This window comes from Gordonia amicalis NBRC 100051 = JCM 11271, from assembly GCF_000332995.1.
GTDB classification, from domain to species: domain Bacteria; phylum Actinomycetota; class Actinomycetes; order Mycobacteriales; family Mycobacteriaceae; genus Gordonia; species Gordonia amicalis.
This window is the reverse complement of the sequence record NZ_BANS01000002.1, coordinates 34813-56190: the sequence shown is the minus strand read 5'-3', so window position 1 is coordinate 56190 and position 21378 is coordinate 34813. Positions and strand designations below refer to the sequence as shown.

Annotated in this window: 23 protein-coding genes; 9 read left to right on the top strand and 14 right to left on the bottom strand. The window is 68.0% G+C overall.

All coding sequences use genetic code 11. The features are described from left to right. The first annotated feature begins 290 nt into the window (after positions 1 to 290). On the top strand, positions 291 to 431 hold the full coding sequence (locus tag GOAMI_RS23155; protein ID WP_167325085.1) for a hypothetical protein: 141 nt from the start codon (positions 291 to 293) through the stop codon (positions 429 to 431). Positions 432 to 448: 17 nt separating this feature from the next. On the opposite strand, the gene GOAMI_RS01575 is transcribed toward GOAMI_RS23155, so the two are convergent. The 14 genes from GOAMI_RS01575 to GOAMI_RS01510 form a co-directional block, all read right to left on the bottom strand. Beyond that, positions 449 to 1930 carry a sugar transferase gene (locus tag GOAMI_RS01575; protein WP_006434631.1) on the bottom strand — a complete coding sequence of 494 codons (1482 nt, stop codon included), beginning with the start codon at positions 1928 to 1930 and terminating at the stop codon, positions 449 to 451. Between the two features lie 97 nt (positions 1931 to 2027). After that, positions 2028 to 2663: a GAF domain-containing protein gene (locus tag GOAMI_RS01570; RefSeq protein ID WP_006434630.1), complete on the bottom strand. Its 636-nt coding sequence runs from the start codon at positions 2661 to 2663 to the stop codon at positions 2028 to 2030. A 55-nt stretch (positions 2664 to 2718) separates the two neighbouring features. Further along, the gene (locus GOAMI_RS01565; protein ID WP_081598170.1) at positions 2719 to 3975 is read right to left on the bottom strand and encodes a lipase family protein; all 1257 of its coding nucleotides are present in this window, start codon (positions 3973 to 3975) and stop codon (positions 2719 to 2721) included. Continuing rightward, positions 3972 to 5225: a hypothetical protein gene (locus GOAMI_RS01560; protein WP_006434628.1), complete on the bottom strand. Its 1254-nt coding sequence runs from the start codon at positions 5223 to 5225 to the stop codon at positions 3972 to 3974. Before GOAMI_RS01560 ends, GOAMI_RS01565 begins: the two co-directional genes overlap by 4 nt. After that, a complete protein-coding gene (locus tag GOAMI_RS01555) occupies positions 5212 to 6318 on the bottom strand; it encodes a glycosyltransferase (RefSeq protein ID WP_006434627.1) in 1107 nt (368 codons plus the stop codon). The genes GOAMI_RS01560 and GOAMI_RS01555 overlap by 14 nt, the downstream gene beginning before the upstream one ends. After that, positions 6308 to 7783 carry a YveK family protein gene (locus GOAMI_RS01550; RefSeq protein WP_006434625.1) on the bottom strand — a complete coding sequence of 492 codons (1476 nt, stop codon included), beginning with the start codon at positions 7781 to 7783 and terminating at the stop codon, positions 6308 to 6310. Before GOAMI_RS01550 ends, GOAMI_RS01555 begins: the two co-directional genes overlap by 11 nt. Before the next feature lie 114 nt (positions 7784 to 7897). Continuing rightward, positions 7898 to 8995: a cellulase family glycosylhydrolase gene (locus tag GOAMI_RS01545; RefSeq protein WP_040004491.1), complete on the bottom strand. Its 1098-nt coding sequence runs from the start codon at positions 8993 to 8995 to the stop codon at positions 7898 to 7900. A gap of 50 nt (positions 8996 to 9045) precedes the next feature. Next, the gene (locus tag GOAMI_RS01540; RefSeq protein WP_006434623.1) at positions 9046 to 10140 is read right to left on the bottom strand and encodes a glycosyltransferase family 4 protein; all 1095 of its coding nucleotides are present in this window, start codon (positions 10138 to 10140) and stop codon (positions 9046 to 9048) included. Next, positions 10137 to 11657, bottom strand: coding sequence for a flippase (locus GOAMI_RS01535; RefSeq protein ID WP_006434622.1), 1521 nt, complete (start codon positions 11655 to 11657; stop codon positions 10137 to 10139). Before GOAMI_RS01535 ends, GOAMI_RS01540 begins: the two co-directional genes overlap by 4 nt. Then, positions 11654 to 12619: a glycosyltransferase family 4 protein gene (locus GOAMI_RS01530; protein WP_006434621.1), complete on the bottom strand. Its 966-nt coding sequence runs from the start codon at positions 12617 to 12619 to the stop codon at positions 11654 to 11656. Before GOAMI_RS01530 ends, GOAMI_RS01535 begins: the two co-directional genes overlap by 4 nt. A gap of 32 nt (positions 12620 to 12651) precedes the next feature. Beyond that, the gene (locus GOAMI_RS01525) at positions 12652 to 14052 is read right to left on the bottom strand and encodes an O-antigen ligase family protein (RefSeq protein ID WP_006434620.1); all 1401 of its coding nucleotides are present in this window, start codon (positions 14050 to 14052) and stop codon (positions 12652 to 12654) included. 124 nt (positions 14053 to 14176) lie between these two features. Continuing rightward, the gene (locus tag GOAMI_RS01520) at positions 14177 to 14776 is read right to left on the bottom strand and encodes a DUF4262 domain-containing protein (RefSeq protein ID WP_006434619.1); all 600 of its coding nucleotides are present in this window, start codon (positions 14774 to 14776) and stop codon (positions 14177 to 14179) included. An 81-nt stretch (positions 14777 to 14857) separates the two neighbouring features. After that, on the bottom strand, positions 14858 to 15187 hold the full coding sequence (locus tag GOAMI_RS01515; protein ID WP_006434618.1) for a cupin domain-containing protein: 330 nt from the start codon (positions 15185 to 15187) through the stop codon (positions 14858 to 14860). Between the two features lie 74 nt (positions 15188 to 15261). Then, on the bottom strand, positions 15262 to 16350 hold the full coding sequence (locus GOAMI_RS01510; RefSeq protein ID WP_006434617.1) for a PQQ-dependent sugar dehydrogenase: 1089 nt from the start codon (positions 16348 to 16350) through the stop codon (positions 15262 to 15264). Positions 16351 to 16617: 267 nt separating this feature from the next. On the opposite strand from GOAMI_RS01510, the gene rpsH reads away from it, so the two are divergent. The 8 genes from rpsH (at position 16618) to GOAMI_RS01470 (ending at position 21376) form a co-directional block, all read left to right on the top strand. Beyond that, positions 16618 to 17016 (top strand): 30S ribosomal protein S8, encoded by a 399-nt coding sequence (rpsH, locus tag GOAMI_RS01505; protein ID WP_005197628.1) that lies wholly within the window; start codon positions 16618 to 16620, stop codon positions 17014 to 17016. Between the two features lie 13 nt (positions 17017 to 17029). Continuing rightward, positions 17030 to 17566 carry a 50S ribosomal protein L6 gene (gene rplF, locus GOAMI_RS01500; protein WP_006434616.1) on the top strand — a complete coding sequence of 179 codons (537 nt, stop codon included), beginning with the start codon at positions 17030 to 17032 and terminating at the stop codon, positions 17564 to 17566. A gap of 3 nt (positions 17567 to 17569) precedes the next feature. After that, positions 17570 to 17974: a 50S ribosomal protein L18 gene (gene rplR / locus GOAMI_RS01495; protein ID WP_006434615.1), complete on the top strand. Its 405-nt coding sequence runs from the start codon at positions 17570 to 17572 to the stop codon at positions 17972 to 17974. Positions 17975 to 18020: 46 nt separating this feature from the next. Next, positions 18021 to 18668 carry a 30S ribosomal protein S5 gene (gene rpsE / locus GOAMI_RS01490; protein WP_006434614.1) on the top strand — a complete coding sequence of 216 codons (648 nt, stop codon included), beginning with the start codon at positions 18021 to 18023 and terminating at the stop codon, positions 18666 to 18668. Positions 18669 to 18670: 2 nt separating this feature from the next. Next, the gene (gene rpmD / locus GOAMI_RS01485) at positions 18671 to 18850 is read left to right on the top strand and encodes a 50S ribosomal protein L30 (RefSeq protein WP_005197622.1); all 180 of its coding nucleotides are present in this window, start codon (positions 18671 to 18673) and stop codon (positions 18848 to 18850) included. Positions 18851 to 18853: 3 nt separating this feature from the next. Beyond that, on the top strand, positions 18854 to 19294 hold the full coding sequence (gene rplO, locus GOAMI_RS01480; protein ID WP_004023566.1) for a 50S ribosomal protein L15: 441 nt from the start codon (positions 18854 to 18856) through the stop codon (positions 19292 to 19294). A gap of 202 nt (positions 19295 to 19496) precedes the next feature. Then, positions 19497 to 20825 (top strand): preprotein translocase subunit SecY, encoded by a 1329-nt coding sequence (secY, locus tag GOAMI_RS01475; protein ID WP_006434613.1) that lies wholly within the window; start codon positions 19497 to 19499, stop codon positions 20823 to 20825. Next, entirely contained in the window at positions 20822 to 21376 is a 555-nt protein-coding gene (locus tag GOAMI_RS01470; protein WP_006434612.1) for an adenylate kinase, read from the top strand. The genes secY and GOAMI_RS01470 overlap by 4 nt, the downstream gene beginning before the upstream one ends. Positions 21377 to 21378: the final 2 nt, after the last annotated feature.

Sequence of the window (21378 nt, the reverse complement as noted above, 5' to 3'; positions counted from 1 at the left end):
AGCTTGGCGGGTTCAAGGGATCCGCCCTTCGCTTGGTGTCGGCTCAACCAGCAGGGGCGCTCGTCGCAATCTCCTCGCCTACTCAACCAGCAGCGGGGTCCGGCACACGTCGGGACCGCATCTGTTCCTTGACAACTCCACAGTGTGAAGGCGCCGGAAAATCAGTGGCGCTCGTGGGCGGTGACGCCGCACCATGTTCACCGACAGTGCGTCCACGGCGATGTCCGTGGTGATTCGACGCTGCCGCAACGCAGTTGGCGTGTGTGGTGGCCGGCGGTGAGGAGGTCGTCATGACCGTGGTTCTACTGGCGATCGTGGGCGGCCTCATCCTGCTCGCGATCATCGTCCGCACGGTTTTCGTCGTCGCCGGCGACGGTCGTCGGCGGGTGAGGTACAGGGACGCGTACGACACCCGGCGTCCGAGCCTCTGAGTATCAGCAGCCGGCGATCATTCGGCGCGCTTGAGTACTGCGAGGACCGTCAGCAGCAGGATCTTGACGTCGAGCCACAGCGACCAGTTCTCGATGTAGTAGTTGTCCCATTCGGCGCGGTCGGCGATCGAGGTCTGACCGCGGAGACCGTGCACCTGGGCCCAACCGGTCACGCCGGCCTTGACCCGGTGTCGCTCGCCGTAGCGGCGGATCTGCACCTCGAACAGGGACACGAACTCGGGGCGTTCCGGGCGGGGCCCGACAAGACTCATCTCTCCGCGCACGACGTTGAGCAGCTGTGGCAACTCGTCCATCGACGTCGAACGCATGATCTTGCCGATCCTGGTCCGCCGGTCGACGCCCTCGACGCCGCCGGGGGCGCTGCCGGCCGCGGGCCGGAACTTCTCGGCCGTCGGGTCCTCGGGTCGCATCGAACGGAACTTGAGGCAGTCGAAGACCCGGCCATCGCGACCCACCCGCGGCTGGGCGAAGAAGATCGGGCCGGGGGAACTCAGGAGCACGAGCAACATGAGTGTCAGGAACACGGGCGAGATCGCGGCGAGGATCAGCGCTGCAACCACACGGTCGCCGATGTGCTTCGTCCGGAACTGCCATCCCTGCGGATTGGTGTGCGGTACCGACATCAACGGGAGGCCACCGATGTGGTCGACGCGGCTGCGTCGGCCGATGACGTCGAACATGCGGGGAACGATCCACACCTTGACCCCGTGCCGGTGCGCGATGCGGACCGACGCGGTCAACCGCTCGACGTTCGTGACCGCGAAGGCGACCACGAGGATTTCGGCATTCGTCGCCCGGATCGCCTGGTCGAGGTCGTCGACACCCCCGAGCTGAGGAATCCGGGACACGCGTTCGTCCCGGTCACGCGGCGGTGCCCCGGCGGCCAGGACACCGACGGGCTTGAGGCCGTGCTCCGGCGCTGCGACCATGCGCCCGACCACCTGCTCGGTGACCGGTCCGTCGCCGATGATCAGGGTCGGTGCCATCAGGTGTCCGTGGCGGCGGAGGTTGCGCTGAACGAGATCTCGGACCAGTCGCCCGAACGGGACCCAGAACAACGCGGAGATCCAGAGCTTCGTCGCGGCGGCGCCCGGACGCTCGTCGAGATCGGCCAGGAGCATCACGGACAGCAGGACCATCGCGGCGACGGTGCAACCGGTCATGACCTTGCCGACCTCGTCGAGGAATCGGCGATTGAGTCCGCGCCGGTAGATCTTTCGCAACCCGAAGACGCAGACGAGGGCGACCGGGTACAGCGCAATGATCCAGAGCGGGGGATAGTCGGACTGGCGAAGGACGATCCACCAGATGGCGACAGCTGTGGCGATCACCGACGTCACGACGTCGATGGAAACCGTGATGGCGGTACTCAGCGGATCATCGCGGACCAGGTCGCCGAGTGAGCGCCGAGAATCAGGAGGGTCGGCGAGCCTGCCCGACCTGGGCAGCGCCTCGACCTCCGAGGTATGGGTAGCCAAGTCCACTCCATCGATGAACGGCCCCCGGTCACCGCCAATTGTAAAGGTGGCTAACGGAAACATGCGAGTCGGGCTCGTATTCGTCGGCGAGTCGCGCTCAGTCGCGGAACACGGCTTCCCTCACCACCACCGACAGATCGGTGAGCAGGGCGATGTCGGTCGACGACCAGTGGTGCGGTTCGGTGTCCCAGACGCAGAAGGTACCGATCACGTGTCCGTCGCCCGCGTGCAGCGGAATGCCGAGGTAGGAGGCCACCTCGCCGTTGCGTGCGGTCGAGTGCTCGGACAGGACCGGATGATCGGCGATGTCGTCGACCACCAGCATCGAGTCACTCACGACGGGATAGACGCACAGCGAGTCCAGCAGCGGCCGAGCGTTCTTGTGACCCGGCTCTTCGGATCGCCAGGCGATCGAGGCGGTGGTCTGTCCTTCGGCGGTGACCACGTTGAGTGCCGCGTAGGCGACGCCGAGCGCATTGATCGTCAGGCTGATCGCGTCATCGACGGCCGGATGCGGCTGACCGGAGAGAAGCCCCGATTCCTCGATGGCTCGCACGCGGGCCGGGTCGGACAGCAGTTCGCGTAATGCCGCCGCGGTCTTCTCATCTGCCCCTCGAACCGCGTCGAAGATGGCCGACATGGTCGAGTCGCCCGGGACGCCCAGTACCGACGACAGTCGATCTGCGGACGCGTCCGCTTCGCGGTCGTCCGCCTCGTTCGGGTTGGTGTTCATGAGAGGTCTCCACTTCGCGTGCCACACCGCACTCGGCCCGACGGCGTGTGGTGGGTCATCGACAGTCGTTCCGGACAGGAGTCCCGTTCGACACGGCCTCGACCCAGTCTGCGGTTTTCGCACCGACGTCGAGTATGCCGTGCGATTGTCCCCTGACGATCACCGTGTTGATCACATCACCCTCGGCGCAGGCCTGCTCTATCGCGCTCGCGGTCCACGAGGGACGGATCACCTTGTCCTCGGAGCTGTAGGAGATCAGCATCGGAGCGCTCGCGCGACCCTGCGGCAGACTCGCCTCACCCAGCCACCCCCGCAGTCGTTCGGTCGCAGCGGCGTCGATCGGACGGTAGTCGGGGGGTTTCGTAATCTCGACGATGTTCTGTTTCTGCACCCGCGCGGCGTCGTTGCATTCGAGGAAGACCCGGAAGGTGTCGCGGATGGGACCGCGGAGGTAGTCGTCGATGTTCAGTTCTGGGTGGACCGTCTTCAGTCCCGTCAGGATGATCGGAAGGAACGCGATCTGATCCGGTGTCAGCGTGCCGGCCGCCACGGAGTCGGCGAGGGGCCGGATGTCGAGTGCCGGACTCATGCTGACCGTCCCCATCAGGTTCAGTCCGTCGCCATAGGAATCGGCGATCTCGTTCGCCCGGAACACCGCGTGCCCACCTTGGGACACACCGAATCCCCACCAGTCGTCGGTGGTGTCGTGGACGATCGAGCGCACTGCGCGCACCGAGTCGATGATGTTGCGTGCGGCAACCGTGGGTTCGAGATAGGCGTGATCACCCGGGGTGCCCAGACCCTGGTAGTCGGTCTGCACGACCACGAATCCCTGCTCGAGCAGGGTGGCGACGAGATCGACGGTGCCGAGCAGGTTGCCGTAGAACGACGGTGCGCAGTCGTTCGCGACGCCGGTCGTCGGGTGACCGAGCGCGATGACGGGCCAGCCGCCGGCGGGGACCGTTCCACGGGGCACGAATGCGGCCGCCGACACGGGCACCAACTCGCCGGTGACGGGATGCTCCGAGCGATACCGGAAACGCAGCGCGCGCTCGGCGATCTTGGCCAGCGAGCGGTACTCGCCGGTGTCGGTGGCCGTGCCGATGATGTCGCCGGGCGACGCCCCCTCCGGCACCGTGCTCCCGGACGGGCCGGGGTCGGAGGAGCCATCGGTGGCGCAGGACGTCCCGGTGAGGGCGACGAGCAGCGTCGTGAGGAACAGGACGGTCGAGATGATTCCCGAGCGCAGCGGAGAGGATGTTCCCGAGCGGAGCGATCGTGGGCCACGGAACCTGGGGCCGGGTGCACTCATGATCGGGTGAGGAGCCGTTCGAAAAGCGACACCGGATCGTCGCAGAGGTACTGCTGGGCGGCTTCGATCGCGGCGGGATCGATGAAGGCGCGGTAGAAGGTGGTGGTGAGAGAGCGGACCCCGCCGATCTCGCTGACGAAGGTGGTCGCCGCATCCGGACCGTCCGGTTCGAGGGAGGCGTAGAGGTGGTGCGACGGCGCGGTCGGGTCCCAGTCGACGTCGTCGAACATGTCGATCCGCCCCATGTCGCTGACCGAGAGACGCAGTCGGTCGGGCACCTGGACGTCGTCGGATGCCCCCGGCTCGATCCCGGCCCCCGACTTGTGTAGCAGGCCGCGGAGTTCCGCCGAGGCCAGGATGGCGGCCGGCCACCCGGAACCGGCGACCGCGCGGATGCGGTCGCCGACCTCGGGCGGCGTCGCCCCGTCAGGGACTCGGATCGGGATGCCGACGGCGAGGTTGCCGTGATCCGCGGCGTGCGTGGGGTCGAGGTAGCGCCGGCAGTCGAACAGCACTTGCGTGCGATCGTCGATCGAGACGCCCTGCGCGGTGACGGCCGCACGCCACAGTGCAACGGTCACGGCGGCCGAGGACGCCTTCATCCCGCTGTCGGCGACCGCGGCGCGTAGTGCGCGTGCCCGGTCGGCGGGCATCGAGGTGGCCACGACGTGGCGCGTGGTGCGCCAGTCCGACAGCGAACGGGTGGGGCCCGCCGGAGCGCCGGCCGCGTTCGCCGCGCGCAGGCGGGCGATCTCGCGCAGCCGTCCGGGGTTGCGCAACAGGTGCCTGCGGGCGGCGTGCCACGCCGAGTTCGCCGGCAGTGACCGTTCCAGGTTGGCTGCCATCGCGGCCTCGTCGCGGCCGGCCAGCCCGGCGAACTGCTCCAGACCGACCCGGCCGTCGCCGATCCCGTGGCTGTGTTCGAGAACGAGCCAACTCCCGCACAGCAGATACTCGGGGCGTCCCGCCGGTACCGGAGCGTTCCGCAGCCGTGTCAGGATCTCGCCGGGGGACAGCTCGGCCAGATCGGGCCGCACCGAGATGGGGATCGGCGAGACGTCGTGGGCCCACGTCTTCGACGCCGGGTCGGGGACGACGGTGAGGCGCGAGGTCGGGGTCAGCGCGGGTGCGAGGCGCTCGCGGATGCGGTCGGCGTCGAGTGAGGCCAGTGGACCGGTCATCGCGATCGTGCGAGACGTCGCGAGGGCGCGATCGAGGACCGTCGAACGCGTCGTGTCAGATTGCGGCACCGACGACCTCCCGCATCTCGGCGCGGAAGCGTTCCCGGCGGAATCGTTCGGCCCACGCCCGTATCTCGGTGCGGTCGTAATCGGCGACGGCGAAGTCGCGCATGGCTGCGGCGAACCGGTCGACGATGTCGTCGTCGGAGCCGGGTTCGACGAGGAGTCCGGTCGACCCGGGGACGACGGTGTCCAGCGCCCCGCCCTCGCCGAGAGCGATGACCGGCGTGCCCGTGGCCATGGCCTCGACCGGCACGATCCCGAAATCCTCGATGCCGGGCATCAGGACGGCACGCGCGCTGCGGTGCAGGTTCAGGAGCGTCTCGTGGGGAACCCGCCCGAGGAAGGTGGTCTTCGGGCCGGCCAGTTCACGGCACTGCTGCATGGCGCGGCCGTCTCCGGCGACCACCAGCCGGACATCGGCTTTCGCGGCAGCGGCGATGGCGAGGTCGGGACGTTTGTAGGGCACCAGGCGCCCGGCGAGGAGGTAGAAGTCCTCGCGTTCCACTGCCGGATCGGGGGTGAATCCATCGAGGTCGACGGGTGGGTGGACGACGATCGCGTCGCGGTCCCAGTGTTCGCGGATACGTGCCGCCACGGCCGTGGAATTCGCGACCACGGTGTGGAGTTCCGGTGCGGCTGCGACCTCACATCGGCGCGCGACGACCGACAGGGCCGACAGTATCGCGGCACCGGCAGCTCCGCCGCCTTCGCCTGCGCGCAGCGACGGGTCCCAGGCCCACCGGGCGGGACTGTGAACGTAGGCGATGACGGGTGCGTCGGTGGCGAACACCGACTGTGTCGCGAACGCGTGGTGGCTGGCCACGATCGCCGATGCGTCCCGGAGATGCATGTGGCGGAAAGCCCACGGCATCAGGGGAAGCAACGGGGCGTAACTGCGTTCGTGGAGCAACCGGTAGGCGCGGTTGAGTGGCGTGGTGATCGGGGGATCGGTCAGACCCGCCGGGATCCCTTCGGCGCGGGCGATGGGTGCGTGGACCTCGACCTCGCGCCACGTCGCGGCGAGCTGCTCGACGACGTGTTCGGATCCGGCGATCTCGGTGAGCCGTTCGTGGACGACGGCGATGCGATCACCGGGCATGGTCACCCATGTCCCACGTGGTGCCGTTCCGGTTCGGGGAGAACGGCTCCTGAGGACGAGGGTCCCGCGGGGACGCGTCCAGCGGGGACACGCGGAACCGGTCGGAGTCGAACGGCCGACCGTGCGAGTGCCGGTGGGCCGGCGTGCGTGGCGGGTGGGACGGCACCGCCGTCGTGGCCACGTCGCCGCTGGGGAAGGGATCGACGTGGGCTCGCGGTGTGTGGACATCGACACCGGGACCCGGTGGTGGACCGTCGTCGGCCAGAGTGTCGTCGGCTCCGACGGGAGGACGTCGCAGTACGACGAGGTGACGGTTGATGCCGATCTCGGCGAACTGGGCGAGCGCCCGCTCGGCGAGTGACCGGTCGGTGCCGGCGGTCGAGATGGTGACCACTGCGAGCGCGAGGTCACCCGGATCGACACGCTGCCACCACGGTTCGGTGAGCGGGAGCCGTTCGAGACGCATCGGATGTCCCGCGGCGTCGTCGGCGGGCGGGGCGGTCCGGTCGACGAGGCCGTCCGCATCCACACCGGAGCCGGTCAGGATGAGCGCGACCTGTGCGCGTCGGTGTCGTTGGGCGAGCGCGGGCAGCACGGTGTCCGGCAGTCCTGGGCCGGCAGTGGCGTCGTCGTAGGAGAGCTGCGCCCCGTACTTGTGGGCGATTCTCCTCGCCCAGATGGGATTCGGTGTCCGCCCGGCTCTGCCCCGGATCAGTACGAGCAGTTCGGCGGCGAGGATGGTTGCGGCGATGGCGGCCACGGCACCTTCCTGCGTCGGATTCGGGGCGATCGGTTTCGCGCCCGCCGAGGGGGCGGCGAGGATCGCGAGGCTGTCGGTCGAGGAGTTCTGCAGGCGGGTCAGTTGTGAGTTGAGGTCCGCCAGGGTGGCATTGGACTCCGCTTTGGAGTCGCCCCGATCGGGCAGCGCGCGGTTTCGTGCCCGCTCGGCGGTGATCTGGGCGCGAAGCTGGTCGACGACCCGGCTGATGTCGCGGGCGTGGTTGGAGATCGCAGCCGCCGAGATCGCGGTCACCATGGCGCGTGCCACGTTCTCGGCCTGTTCGGATGAGGGTGCCGTCGCGGTGAACAGCAGCAGCGAGGGCGTCGTACCCGGTCCGGTGGTGACGTGCTCGCGGAGTTCGGTGGTGTCCCAACCGGTGTCGACCTGGGTCAGGACCTGCTGGAGCACGTTCTCGTCGGTCGAGAGCGCGATGAACGGGGCACGCATCTGCTCGATGTAGGCGTCCCCCGGGATGATGTCGCCGGACGGGGTGATCTCGGCGACCACGGTCGCCGAGTACTCCTTGGGTACGAGCGCGGTGCGCAGACCGAACACGCACGCGCCGACGAGCAGGCCGATCAGAATGGCGGGCAGGGCGACACGGGCGAGATCGCGGAAATGCCCGAAGAGATCGACCGACGGTGGCGCGTCGCGGCGTCCGGCGGAGTCCAGACTGGAGGTCACACATCTCTCCTGTGGTGTTGGGTGCCCCCCGGCGGTCGCCGCCCGATGATCTTGCCGTCGGTCGACTTTCGGTTCACTTTAGCTAACGACCTGCCCTCACGTGTGACGTGACGTCTAGCGCGAGTCCAGAAAGGTGTACGCGTGCTTGGGCGACCAGTCGCGGCGCACCAGGCCGAAGTTGTGTTCCAGGTTGTTCGGGTCGGTCCCCGCGTCGCGCAGGGAGTAGACGAACAGCGGTCCGAGCCACGACGCATCGTTCTGCGCGCCGATCGCGATCTGGATGCTCTGGGCCTGGATCTCCTCGGACACCGCGTTGGTCCCGCTGCCGGTGGGGGCGCCGAACTCGGTCATCCAGATCTTCTTGTCGCCGTCCCCCGCCGCGACCATCACGTCGCGCATGTCCCACATCCGTGCGGCCGTGCTCCACGATGCCGCGGCCGGATCATTGGGGAGCGCCGGATAGGTGTAGGGGTGCACACTCAGCGCGTCGAAGGATCGGTTGAATCCGCCCTGATAGAGGTTGCGGACGAAGGTCAGCGGTGCGATGTCGCGACCGTTGTCGGTCCCGGGGGCGAGACCGCCCGAGATCACCGCCGCCTCGGGGACGGCCCGCTTGATGGCGGTGTAGGACGCCGCGAGGAGTCGCCCGTACTCGGTGGTGTTGGACCGGGGCAGCCAGTAGTTGGCGAGGTTGGGCTCGTTCCAGATCTCCCACACCGCGATCGACTGTGAGTAGCGCTGGGCGGCCGCCGCGGCGAAGGAAGCGAACAGGTTGGGGTCGGCGGGCCGGTAGTGGGAGTTGCGCGGGAAGTCGAGCGGCCGTGCGGCCCAGAGCGGGGTGTAGGTGGCCAGACCGACCGGACACATGCCGTGGGCGACGACGGCATTCACCACTCGGTCGATGGGCGCCCAGTTGCGCTGGCCGCGACGGGGTTCGACGACCGACCAGTCCACGTCGATCCGAACCGCCCACATGTCGAGCTCCTTGGCGAGCGACAGTTCCCGGTTCAGGTCGGCGTCCGACGCGGCGAGTATCGAGGCTCCGGGCGAGGCCGCCACCTTGTGGCTGCCGCTCGACAACGCACAGGTGGTCGGCGCCGAGTGGGCGTCGCTGCGCACCCACACGATGCCGGCGAGGGTCGCGAGCAGGACGCAGGTGAACGCCAGCACTGACCGGGAGGTCTTCCGTCGGCGGGAGAGGGACTGGTTCATGGGCAGCCTATCTAGGAAGGAGTGCAGTGCGCGCCACCTCTGTGTCGTCGTCATGACGACAACTCGTGCAGCATAAGCGGCAACGTGACGGATTTGTCGTGTTTGGTGCTGATCCGGTCACGGGCCTGCGCGGTCATTGCTCGCCGGAGGTCCGCATCGTCGAGAACTCGTGTGATGGCCGCGGCCAATGCTGGCGCGTCAGACGGTGGAACAAGGATTCCGGCGCCCCCGCGGAGGAACTCGGTCGTGCCGCCGTGATCGGTGCCGATGACCGGTTTCCCGTAGGCCATCGCCTCGAGCACCGAGAGCGGACCGGCTTCGGGGGTCACGCTGGCCGACACGACGACATCCCACCGCTCGAGCGCGGCCTGCGGATCGGTGTGACCGAGAAATCGCACGCGACCGGCGAGATCGGGTCGTCCGGCACGCTCGTGCAGGAATGCGACGTGGTCGGCGTCCCCGGGGAAGGACCCGCCGGCGAACTCCAGTTCGACTCCGGGGAGTGAGGCGACGGCCTCGAGCAGGACCGCGTGACCTTTCCACGGGGTGAGCAGCGCGAGGATTCCGACGACGGGCGGGTCGTGGAGTTCGGTCGACAGTGCGGGTACCGGCCACCGGACCCCGTTGTGTGCCACCACCGTGGGCAGGCCCATCGCCGTCAGCGGCGCCGCGGTTGCCTCGGACACCGCCACCGCACGGCGGATCGCCGGCGCGCCGAGACGCACCACCGCACGCTGACGCCCGGTGGACAACGTGTCGTGCACCAGCCACGACGCCCGGTCGTGAGGACTCGCGACCCGTGCCGCGGGCAAGGCGAACAGGGAGTTCACGATCGTCGTGGCGTCGTGCCGGGTGATGCGGCGGAGGATGCGTCCGGCGCGAACCCAGTCCACCAGGAGACGCGAGGCCCCGGCCAGACGGCGGAGCCCGCGTTCACCGCTCAGCCCGAGCGGTGGGATCGGCACGTGCTGCACACCTTCCGGCAACCGATCGGGCAGGGGGCCGTCGGGACACACGACGACCACCCGTCGGTCGCGCTCGAGCGCGACGTCGATGAGGTCGAGCATCACCTTCTCCGCCCCCGACACCTGCCCGGTGTGTGCGACGAAGACGAAGGTGCCGGTGGACATCACTGGTTCGGTCATCGCATCACCTTTGTGTGACGGCCGGCAGGAAGTGTGGTCAGCCGTAACAGGGCGGCTGCGGGCAGGGCGACGACAAGCGCGGCCATGACGGACACGACGGGCCACGGCACCGGGTCGACGGCCCAGACCCCGACGACGCAGACGGCGGCGGTGAGCAGCGCCAGCGCGATGAGTGCGCCGAGGGGCAACAACTCGGCGACGGGCAGCGTCCGGGCCACGACGACCCACAGCGCCACGGCGCACACGCCGAAGGTGATCACGGTCGTGATCGCCGCGCCGGTGTAGGAGTACCGCGGGATCAGCACCACGTTGAGGGCCACGTTGAGAGCGAGGCCGGCGACCGCGATCCATGGATACCGTCTCGCGGATCCGGTGGCGGCGAGGAGGAAGATCCCGAGTACGACGAAGGCCATGATCGCGGCCCCCAGCACCAGGAACCGCGCGGCGTCGGCTCCGTCGACGAAGCGGCGGCCGTAGAGGAGTTCGATGATCTGTCCGGCGCTCGGCCAGAACGCCGCCACCGTGACGGCGCCGGCCGCGCCGAAAGCGATCGCCGCGGTTCGGCATTGCCGGCGGAGTTCGGCCGGACGGTGCGGCCAGGCCGCCACCAGCAGTGTGCTGATCGGGCCGACGGCAGCGAGGATCAGCGTGTCCATGATGTCGGAGAACTTGTAACCGATGCTGTAGATACCCACCGCGTCGAGCGAGTCGAGCAGGCTCAGCAACAGCACGTCGATCTTCTGCAGTGCGATGGTCAGCGCGAACCCGATCGCCAGTGGCAGGGCGTCGGCGAGCATCGGTTTCCACCGTGACCACTCGACGACCCGGGACGGCCGGAGCCCCGACGATCGGCGTGCGATCCCGGCCACCTTCACGACCAGCGCGAAGATCTCGTTGGCGACGGGCGCGAGGACGAACACCAGCAGCCATGGTGCGGCGAACGCCGCCGCGATGGTGATCGCGAGTTGCAGGACCTGGCCGAGGCTCTCGGCGATCGCGGTGAGCAGCAGCCGATGCCGGCTCTGGAAGATTACCGTCAGTGCCTGCCCCGGGGTGGCGAACACGACGACGAGTCCGGCGATCGCGGTCGCCCGGATGACCTCGCCCGGATACTGCAGCACGACGACGTAGAGAACGGCGAGCACGTACCCGACGAGTCCCAGGAGGATCCGCAACGCGATGAAGGCGGAGGAGGTCCTGGCGACGTCTTCGGCGTCGTCGGAGATGAGCCGGGCCATCACGGCCCGGCCCACGCCGAGGTCGGTGAAGATCGCGGTCAGCCCGAGGAGTGCGAAGACGAACGAGTAGCTGCCCCAGTCCTCCGGGGACAGCGTGCGCGCGATGATGACGCTGCCGGTCCAGCCGAGGGCGGCGATCACGATGCGACTCAGCAACATCGCCGCGGTGGCGCGCGTCGCCGCCCGAGCGTCGGATGCCGGATGGGCGGGTGGCGGTGCAAGGACCTGCCGCTCGATCTCGAGGTCGGAGGGCAGCGGCCCGGTGACGTCCGGGCTCACGGCGATGTCCCCGGACGTGGCAGCGGGGCGGGCACGTCGATTCCGGCCGCGCGATACGCCTCGACCGTGCGCCGGGCCGTGGTGTCCCAGCTCAGCGATGCCCCAACACGGGTGCCCGCATCCACCAGTCCGCGGCGGGTCTCGGAGTCCCGGACGAGGGGTTCCAGGGCGCGGACCCAGGCGTCCTCGTCGTGTCGTTCCACGAGCACGGCACCGTCGCCGACGACCTGGGGTAGTGCGCCGACGGCGCTCGCGACGACGGCGCCGCCACATGCCATCGCCTCCACCGGCGGCAGCCCGTAGCCCTCGTAGAACGACGCATATGCGGTCACGGTGGCCGCGGCGTAGAGCCCGGGAAGATCGTCGACGTCGACGTATCCGAGACCGAGCGCGGACGACGGGGCGTCCGGACCGGTGGATCCGGCACCACCCAGAACACACGGGATGCCGAGTCGGCGGGCGGCGGACGCGACCAGCGCCACGTTCTTACGTGGCTCGACGGTGCCGATCTGCAGGACGAAACGTTCGGGCAGTTCGTATTTCGTGCGGACCCGCTCGATGTCCGCGGTGCCGGGCGGCCGTGCCCAGGCTGCCGGCGCGAGTTCGGTGACGTACGCATCGCGTCCGCAGACTTCGCGGATGCGTTCGGCGGTGAACTCGGAAACCGCGATCAGGACGTCGGCCCGCCGCAGCGTGGCGCGGACCAGTACGGACTCGCCCGCGGCGCGAAACCGGCTCGACGCCGACGGCATGTCCAGCACCGACAGATCGTGCACCGTGGCCACGGTCGTCGTCGGACCCGCGACGGGGAGATCGACGTCCAGGCCGTGGAACACCCCGCCGCGTCGCGTGGGCAGTACGCCGTGGACGGCGCGTCGGACGCCGTCGGCCACCGGCCGGCGTAGCGGGGCGATCGACGCGGGCAGCTCTCCGGTGGCGTCCTCCTGGACGACCGCGGCCAACGGGATGTCACCGAGATGCGCCGGCAGCGCGCTCAGTAGTTCGCGGATGTAGGTCTGGACGCCGCTTCCTCCGGGTCGAAGTGCAAGCGCACCGTACGTGATTCGTGTTGTGCAGTCGCGCATCCCACAGCTCCCAACAGCATCCAGAAGTAGAAGTCGAGCGGAAAGATCTCGAAATAGGTGGCCACCAGACTGGCTGCCATCGCCGCGATGATCGAGGCGCTGACACCCAGGACGAACGCCCCGTCGGGGTCGGGGAGCCGGCGTGCGGACTGCACACACCAGATCACTGCCGTCACGATCATCGCAAGAAAGAGCCACAGCCCGAGCGGTCCGAGCTCCAGCAGGAGCTTCACGTAGTAGTTGTCCGGCTGATAGTTCGACGACATCCCCTGAACGGTTCCGCCTGCACCGGCGGTGACCGTCTGGGTGTCCTCCCCGCGGGCCGCCGACATCGCATCGGCTGCCGACCCGCTGGAACCGAGGCCGCGACCCAGTGGATGCACGCCGATGCTGGAGAAGATCTCGCTCCACCCGGTCCCGCGCTGGCTCAGGCTGCTCGACGAGAAGAACACGCTCGTAATCGATGCCGGCAGGAACGGCAGGGACACCAGGGCGAGTGCGGCGATCGCGAGCATCGGCGCGACGAGGCGCCGGAATCGTAACGCCGCGAGCCAGATCACGCCGATGGCGAGGCCGAGAATGGCGGCGCGGACCACCGAGGTCGCCATCGTGATCGCCATGACCGGCCAGCAGGCGAGGAACAACTGATTGCGCCGACGGGTCGTGTCGGACAGGGCCACCGCGCCGCCGACCAGCAGGGCCATCGTCACGAACAGCCCGAAACCGAACGGCTGGTTGAACGTGCTGAACGTACGGAACAGCGGTCCGCTCGAACGGACCTGTTCGCCGTAGGTGTAGCCGAGTTCGACGAGTTTCGCCGGGCCGATGATCTGCTGCGCGATGCCCACGACGGTGGTGATCACGCCGAGCGCCATGATGATCGACACGAGCCGGTCGCGATCGCGGGCGTCGAACGGTGTCAGCCACAGTGCGAGGACGGCGAACAGATAGAAGAAGGTCACCTTGATGCCGTAGAGCCCGACAGGTCCGTAGACCCACGCCGCGGAGATCAGCCCGAAGACCACGAGCCCGGCCGCCGCAGGCCACCACGGCATGTGGAGTGGAGGTCCGGTCCGTGCGGACGGGCGGACACGGCGGTTCGCTGCGCAGATCAGGGTGAGGGCGAGGAGGCCTTCCTTCCAGGCCGCCGCGATCCCCGCCACGGGTGCGACGTCGAGCAGGCCGTCGAGAGGGGTGAGCGCCGCGAGCAGCAGGATTCCTCGCTGGGGCCGTTGATAGATGGCGGCGGTGACAACTCCGCCGGCGACGACGAGACACAGAACGGCGAGCACGACGGGGAGGTGCTGCACGCGCGTCCGCCTTCCTCGCACCCCCGTCGATTGTTACCCCCGGTGAACAATGTTTGCACCTCGGCGCCGGATTGTCCGTGGCAACCCCCGGATAGGGCGTGTCACCACGGACGACACCGGCGTGTCAGTGGCCGGAGATCCGGCGGCCCCGGCGGGGTCGGGTGCGGTCGGGGCCCGACTCGGTCGTGACCACGTGGGCGGTCCGCCGTGCGTGTGCCGAGAGGTCCGGGATGCCTTTCACGGGCTGATGCATCGGCAGCAGGATGTAGCCCTCCTCCCAGGGGAACCGGCCGTACTCATCGGGCCAGACGACCTGCAGCGTCGGGTAATCCGGGAACAGCAGATTCGCGAGGACGAGCTCGTCCTTGTCGACCTGTTCGATCAGCCGCACCGACACCGCCACCGTCTGCAGGCGGATGTCGGTCTGGGCCGCCACCAGGTCGCGCCAGTCCTCGCGGTGGAGCAGGTCGCCGAGCTCGTTCAGGATGTGGTGCGCGGTGAGCGGATCGACACCGTAGATGGCCAGTTCGGGGATCGAGTGCAGCGAGAGGCCCGCGGTGTAGGAGAACCCGCAGTCGGCCTCGTCGCTGCCGGCCTCGGGGAACCCTTCGCCGACGGAGGTCACCTGCCAGCCGCAGCGGCGGATGGTCTCGAGGGTCGAACGGATGACGGGATTGGGATGCCACCGGGGCAGACCTCGGATTGCGGCAGCGTGGTCTGACATGGATCGCTCCTTTGTTCGAAGGGTGCGACCATGACACCACGGGGGTCCGACAACTCTGCTCGTCGAAGCCGAGCGCGTGAGTCAGTGTGTGGCGACGGTCAGCAGCACTGCGGAATCCTCGCGGGCGGTGAGTCCGTGACGCTCGGGAGGGACCATGACGAGGTCGCCCTGCCGGCCATCCCAGTTGTGTTCGCCCGTCGTGAGGGAGACGTGGCCGCGGAGGACGTAAAGGGTGGCCTCGGTGGGGCTTTCGTGATCGGACAACGTGGCTCCCGCGACCAGTGCGATGACCGTCTGTCGCAGGTGCCGTGAGGAGTCGCCGTACAGCGTGTGCGCAGCGCGACGGCTCCTGGCCCCATGTGCGGTGGTCAGGAGCTCGTCGACGAGTTCGGGTAGCCGGGTCGAGTTCATGGCTCGACGATGGCATACGGCGCGCAGGATGGTTGTGGTTCTGCCGATCGGCGCCTGCTGTCGACGGCGGCGTGTCAGCCGGCAGTCACGCGCAGTATGCGGTCGTCGTCATCGGTGGGCTGTCCGCGGCCGTCGGTGTTGCTCGTGCTCACCCAGAGCGAACCGTCGGGTGCTGCGGCCACCGCGCGGATCCGGCCGTAGCCGTCGGTGAGGTGACTCGCCGGCTGACCGGCCGACTCACCGTCGAGGGGTACCTCCCACAGCCTCCGGCCGCGCAACGCGGCGACGTACGCGCGATCACCGACGATCGCGAGGCCGGCCGGCGAGGCCTCCTGCGGGGTCCAGGTGACCTTCGGTGCAATGAACCGAGGATCGTCGGATTCGCCTTCGAACTCGGGCCAGCCATAGCTGCCGCCGCGCCGGATGAGGTTGAGTTCGTCGCGCTTGTCCTGGCCGAACTCGGTTGCCCACAGGCGGCCCGCGCCGTCGAATGCCAACCCTTCCACGTTGCGATGGCCGTAGGAGTAGACCTCGTTGCCGAACGGGTTGCCGGGCCATGGGCGACCCTCGGTGTCCACGCGTAGGATCTTGCCGTTGAGGGACCGTATGTCTTGTGCGACAGCGGGTTCGGCTGCATCGCCGACCGCGACGAAGAGGCTGCCGTCGGCATCGAAGACGAGCGCACCGCCGTGGTGGTTGTAGGCGGCGTCGAGGCCGCGCAGGAGCGTGCGCGGACCGGTGAGTCGCCGGCCGTCGAAGTCCAGCCGGACGAGCCGGTTGTCGGAGTCGGTGGTGTAGTAGACGAACACCGCGTCCTCGGCGCCCGGGGCGATCGCGATGCCCTGCAGCCCACCCTCGCCGCGAGGTGCGGCGTCGCCGATCTCGCCGACGGTCCGGACCTCACCCGACCCGGACACCCGCACGATCGTGGCGTCGTCGCGCTGGGTGACCAACGCATCGCCGCCGCGGAGGAACCCCATTGCCCACGGCACGTTCAGTCCCGAGGCGATCACCTCTACGGCTGTCCTGCCCGTGTTCTCGGTGTCTCTCTGCCCGTCGCGCGACGGTGAGGGGCGCCCGCCGCCGGCGCCCGAGCAGCCGGAGGTGAGTACCGCGCCGGTGAACCCGAGCAGCCCGGCGGTGAGAAGCTGGCGGCGATCCATACCCTCGATGGTGCCCGATCTCGGTGGCGCCCCCGGGCCCGATTTGGGTCTGGCCAGCAGATTCCCTACACTAGACCGGTTGCCTGTGCACCTCAGGTGCCCGGGACACAACTGAATAGTCTCCGGTGCCGGCGAAAAGCCAAGGGCACCGGCGACCAGAACCTTCAGAGAAACTATCCACTTCGTGGAAGGCCCACCGCAGGTCAGAGGGATTTCCTCTCATCGGCGCTGTATGGGAACCGCCACGAGAAAGGTTGACGGTCACCCATGACCATGACTGACCCGATCGCAGACTTCTTGACACGTCTGCGCAACGCCAACTCGGCGTACCACGACGAGGTGAAACTCCCGTCGTCGAAGATCAAGGTGAACATCGCCGAGATCCTCAAGCGTGAGGGCTACATCACCGACTACCGCATCGAGGATGCGGAGGTCGGCAAGAGCCTCATCGTCTCCCTGAAGTACGGCCCCAGCCGTGAGCGCTCCATCGCAGGTCTGCGCCGCGTCTCGAAGCCGGGTCTCCGGGTTTATGCAAAGTCCACCAACCTGCCCAAGGTGCTGGGCGGCCTCGGCGTGGCCATCATCTCCACGTCGTCGGGTCTGCTCACCGATCGCCAGGCAGCCAACCAGGGCGTGGGCGGCGAAGTCCTCGCCTACGTCTGGTAGGGGAGGAAACGACATGTCGCGTATCGGTAAGAACCCCATCGAGATCCCCGCGGGCGTCGACGTCACCGTCGACGGACAGCGCGTCTCCGTCAAGGGCCCGAAGGGTGAGCTCTCGCTCACCGTCTCCGAGCCCATCGAGGTCGCCAAGGAGGACAACTCCGTCGTCGTGACCCGCCCCAACGACGAGCGTCGCAGCCGCGCGCTGCACGGCCTGAGCCGTTCGCTGATCAACAACCTGGTCATCGGCGTCACGCAGGGCTACACCACGAAGATGGAGATCTTCGGTGTCGGCTACCGCGTCCAGGCGAAGGGCAAGGACCTCGAGTTCGCCCTCGGTTACAGCCATCCCGTACCGATCGAGGCCCCCGAAGGCATCACCTTCGCCGTGGAGTCCCCGACCAAGTTCTCGGTCTCGGGTATCGACAAGCAGAAAGTCGGCCAGATCTCGGCGAACATCCGCCGCCTGCGTCGTCCGGACCCCTACAAGGGCAAGGGCATTCGCTACGAGGGTGAGCAGATCCGTCGCAAGGTCGGAAAGACGGGTAAGTAAGCCATGAGTGACACAGCTACCAAGACCAGCCGTAAGCCCCTCGGCAAGGACGTGTCGACGCGTCGTCGCACCGCGACCGCCAACCGGCACTTCCGTCTCCGCAAGAAGGTCAGCGGAACCCCGGAGCGTCCGCGTCTCGCCGTGAAGCGCAGCTCGCGCCACATCCACGTGCAGCTCATCGACGACCTGGCCGGCAAGACGCTGGCCGCCGCGTCGTCGATCGAGGCCGACGTGCGTGCGGCCGGCGGCGACAAGTCGGCGCAGGCCCGCAAGGTCGGCGAGCTCATCGCCGCTCGTGCCAAGGCCGCCGGCGTCGACGCCGTCGTGTTCGACCGTGGTGGCAAGGACTACCACGGCCGTATCGCCGCGCTCGCGGATGCCGCCCGTGAGGGAGGCCTGAGCTTCTGATGACCATCTTCACCAGCTACACCCACATGACCGGAGGGAACCTCTGATGCCCGGACGTCAGCGTGACGGCGGAAACGGACCCGCCGGTAACGACAGCAACCAGAACACCGCAGGTGGCGGCAACGACCGTCGCGGCGGTGGTCGCGGAGACCGTCGCGATCGCGGCGGCCGCGACCAGGACCGCAACCAGCTCGAGCGCGTGGTGACCATCAACCGCGTCTCGAAGGTGGTCAAGGGTGGACGTCGTTTCTCGTTCACCGCTCTCGTGGTGGTCGGCGACGGCCAGGGCATGGTCGGCGTCGGCTACGGCAAGGCCAAGGAAGTCCCGGCCGCGATCCAGAAGGGCGTCGAAGAGGCTCGCAAGAACTTCTTCCGCGTGCCGCTGATCGGTGGCACCGTGACCCACCCGGTTCAGGGTGAGGCCGCTGCCGGTGTCGTCATGCTGCGCCCGGCCAGCCCCGGTACCGGTGTGATCGCCGGTGGCGCGGTGCGTGCCGTGCTCGAGTGCGCGGGCGTCCACGACGTCCTCGCCAAGAGCCTCGGCTCCGACAACGCCATCAACGTCGTGCACGCAACGGTCGCCGCACTCAAGATGCTGCAGCGTCCCGAAGAGGTCGCGGCCCGTCGTGGTCTGCCGATCGAGGACGTCGCTCCGGCCGGTATGCTGCGCGCCCGTGCAGGACAGGGGGTCTGATCATGGCAGAGCTGAAGATCACTCAGGTCAAGGGCACCATCGGTACCAAGAAGAACCAGCGTGACAGCCTGCGGACCCTCGGACTGAAGGGCATCCGCCAGACCGTCACCCGCGAGGACACGCCGATCAACCGCGGCCTCATCAACGCGGTTCGTCACCTCGTGACAGTCGAAGAGGTTTAAGCAATGACCATCAAACTCCATCACCTTCGCCCCGCACCGGGGTCGAAGACCGACAAGACCCGCGTGGGTCGCGGTGAGGGATCCAAGGGTAAGACCGCGGGCCGCGGCACCAAGGGCACCAAGGCGCGCAAGAACGTGCCGGCCGGTTTCGAGGGTGGCCAGATGCCGATCCACATGCGGCTGCCGAAGCTCAAGGGCTTCACCAACCGCAACCGGATCGAGTACCAGGTCGTCAACGTCGGCGACATCGCGCGCCTCTTCCCGCAGGGCGGCACCATCGGCGTCGACGAGCTCGTCGCAGCCGGCGCGGTGCGCAAGAACAAGTTGGTGAAGGTGCTCGGCGACGGTGACCTGTCGGTCAAGGTCGACATCACCGCCGACAAGTTCACCGCCTCCGCCAAGGAGAAGATCGCCGCTGCCGGAGGCAGCGTCACCGAACTCTGACGGAACAAACCCGCGGTCGGGCGGCAGCAGAGCTGCCGCCCGACCGGGGCGTTTCGGCGTCACTGTTAGAGTTTCAGACGTTGTCTGCCGCATCCGCACAGATCGCCGCATCCCGAACATTGTCGACTGCCGAGCACACGGGGGATCGGGTCGCCACCGACCCGGAACACAGACCTCGCGTGGTCGTTCCTAGGAGGAGTTAGTGCTTTCCCCCCTCTTCGCGGCCATACGGACGCCGGACCTGAGGAAGAAGATCCTCTTCGTTCTCGGCATCATCGTCCTGTATCGCCTCGGCGCGACCGTGCCGTCGCCCGGTGTGGACTACCAGGCCGTGCGGGCATGTCTGGACGAGGTCTCGGCCGGTGAGTCCAGCTCGGTCTACTCCCTGATCAACCTGTTCTCCGGCGGCGCGCTCCTGCAGCTGTCGGTGTTCGCGATCGGCATCATGCCGTACATCACGGCATCCATCATCGTCCAGCTGCTCACGGTGGTCATCCCACGGTTCGAGCAGCTGCGCAAGGAAGGCCAGGCCGGACAGGCCAAGATGACGCAGTACACGCGTTATCTCGCCGTGGCCCTGGCCCTCCTGCAATCGACCGGCATCGTCGCCCTCGCCGACCGCGGTCAGCTCCTCCCGCAGTCCTGTGCGACCAGCGGTGAGGTCCTCAACGACTCGAGCATCTTCGGTCTCGCGATCATCGTGCTCGTCATGACCGCCGGCGCCTGTGTCGTCATGTGGTTCGGCGAGCTCATCACCGAGCGTGGCATCGGCAACGGCATGTCGCTGCTGATCTTCGCCGGTATCGCCGCCCGTATCCCGGCCGAGGGTCGCACCATCCTGAACACCCGCGGCGGGCTCGTCTTCGCGCTGGTGTGTGTCGCCGCGCTGATCATCGTGGCCGGCGTCGTCTTCATCGAGCAGGGCCAGCGCCGCATCCCGGTGCAGTACGCCAAGCGCATGGTCGGCCGCAAGATGTACGGCGGGTCGTCGACCTACCTGCCGCTCAAGGTGAACCAGGCCGGCGTCATCCCGGTCATCTTCGCCTCGTCGCTGCTGTATCTGCCGCAGCTGATCGTCGAACTCACGCGCAGCACCGACGGCACGCAGTCGACCTGGCAGGAATACGTCACCAAGTACCTGACCGATCCCAGCAACGGGGTCTACATCGCGGTCTACTTCCTGATGATCATCTTCTTCACGTACTTCTACGTGGCGGTGACGTTCAATCCGGAGGAACGCGCCGACGAGATGAAGAAGTACGGTGGCTTCATCCCAGGCATCCGGCCGGGCGCCCCGACCGCGGAGTACCTGGGCTACGTGCTCAGCCGCATCACTCTGCCGGGCTCGATCTACCTCGGTATCATCGCGGTGCTGCCGAACCTGTTCCTCGAGATCGGTAACAGCGGCAACGTCCAGAACCTGCCATTTGGGGGCACGGCCGTGTTGATCATGGTCGGTGTGGGTCTGGACACGATGAAACAGATCAACAGTCAATTGATGCAACGCAAGTACGAAGGATTCCTCAAGTGAGACTCGTTATTCTCGGCCCCCCCGGCGCAGGTAAAGGCACCCAGGCGGAATTGCTGAGCGAAGCCCTCGGCATCCCGCACATCTCCACCGGTGACCTGTTCCGCGCCAACATCTCCCAGGGCACCCCGGTCGGTATCGAGGCCAAGAAGTACCTCGACGCAGGCAACCTGGTCCCGTCCGAGATCACCGTCGACATGGTCCGTGCGCGCGTGAGCGAGCCGGATGCGACCAAGGGCTTCATCCTCGACGGGTTCCCGCGTTCGACCGAGCAGGCCGACGCGCTCAAGGAGATCCTGGCCGGCCTCGACGCCTCGCTCGACGCCGTGCTGTCCTTCGTCGTCGACACCGACGTCGTCGTGGAGCGCATGCTGGCCCGTGGTCGCGCCGACGACACCGAAGAGGTCATCCGCAACCGGATGGACGTCTACACCAAGGAGACCTCGCCCCTGCTCGCCTACTACGGCGATCAGGTCAAGACCATCGACGCGGTGGGCGACATCCAGGATGTCCACCAGCGTGTGCTGAGCGCCCTCGGCGCCGGCGTCTCCTGACA

What these genes read in the sequence shown, in the direction of transcription:
- GOAMI_RS01565 (WP_081598170.1), bottom strand. Translation starts at nt 3,975, where the DNA reads ATGAGTGCACCCGGCCCCAGGTTCCGTGGCCCACGATCGCTCCGCTCG.
- GOAMI_RS01545 (WP_040004491.1), bottom strand. Translation starts at nt 8,995, where the DNA reads ATGAACCAGTCCCTCTCCCGCCGACGGAAGACCTCCCGGTCAGTGCTG.
- GOAMI_RS01540 (WP_006434623.1), bottom strand. Translation starts at nt 10,140, where the DNA reads ATGACCGAACCAGTGATGTCCACCGGCACCTTCGTCTTCGTCGCACAC.
- rplF (WP_006434616.1), top strand. Translation starts at nt 17,030, where the DNA reads ATGTCGCGTATCGGTAAGAACCCCATCGAGATCCCCGCGGGCGTCGAC.
- GOAMI_RS01515 (WP_006434618.1), bottom strand. Translation starts at nt 15,187, where the DNA reads ATGAACTCGACCCGGCTACCCGAACTCGTCGACGAGCTCCTGACCACC.
- GOAMI_RS23155 (WP_167325085.1), top strand. Translation starts at nt 291, where the DNA reads ATGACCGTGGTTCTACTGGCGATCGTGGGCGGCCTCATCCTGCTCGCG.
- rplO (WP_004023566.1), top strand. Translation starts at nt 18,854, where the DNA reads ATGACCATCAAACTCCATCACCTTCGCCCCGCACCGGGGTCGAAGACC.
- GOAMI_RS01510 (WP_006434617.1), bottom strand. Translation starts at nt 16,350, where the DNA reads ATGGATCGCCGCCAGCTTCTCACCGCCGGGCTGCTCGGGTTCACCGGC.
- rpsE (WP_006434614.1), top strand. Translation starts at nt 18,021, where the DNA reads ATGCCCGGACGTCAGCGTGACGGCGGAAACGGACCCGCCGGTAACGAC.
- GOAMI_RS01555 (WP_006434627.1), bottom strand. Translation starts at nt 6,318, where the DNA reads ATGCCCGGTGATCGCATCGCCGTCGTCCACGAACGGCTCACCGAGATC.
- rpmD (WP_005197622.1), top strand. Translation starts at nt 18,671, where the DNA reads ATGGCAGAGCTGAAGATCACTCAGGTCAAGGGCACCATCGGTACCAAG.
- rpsH (WP_005197628.1), top strand. Translation starts at nt 16,618, where the DNA reads ATGACCATGACTGACCCGATCGCAGACTTCTTGACACGTCTGCGCAAC.
- rplR (WP_006434615.1), top strand. Translation starts at nt 17,570, where the DNA reads ATGAGTGACACAGCTACCAAGACCAGCCGTAAGCCCCTCGGCAAGGAC.
- GOAMI_RS01570 (WP_006434630.1), bottom strand. Translation starts at nt 2,663, where the DNA reads ATGAACACCAACCCGAACGAGGCGGACGACCGCGAAGCGGACGCGTCC.
- GOAMI_RS01520 (WP_006434619.1), bottom strand. Translation starts at nt 14,776, where the DNA reads ATGTCAGACCACGCTGCCGCAATCCGAGGTCTGCCCCGGTGGCATCCC.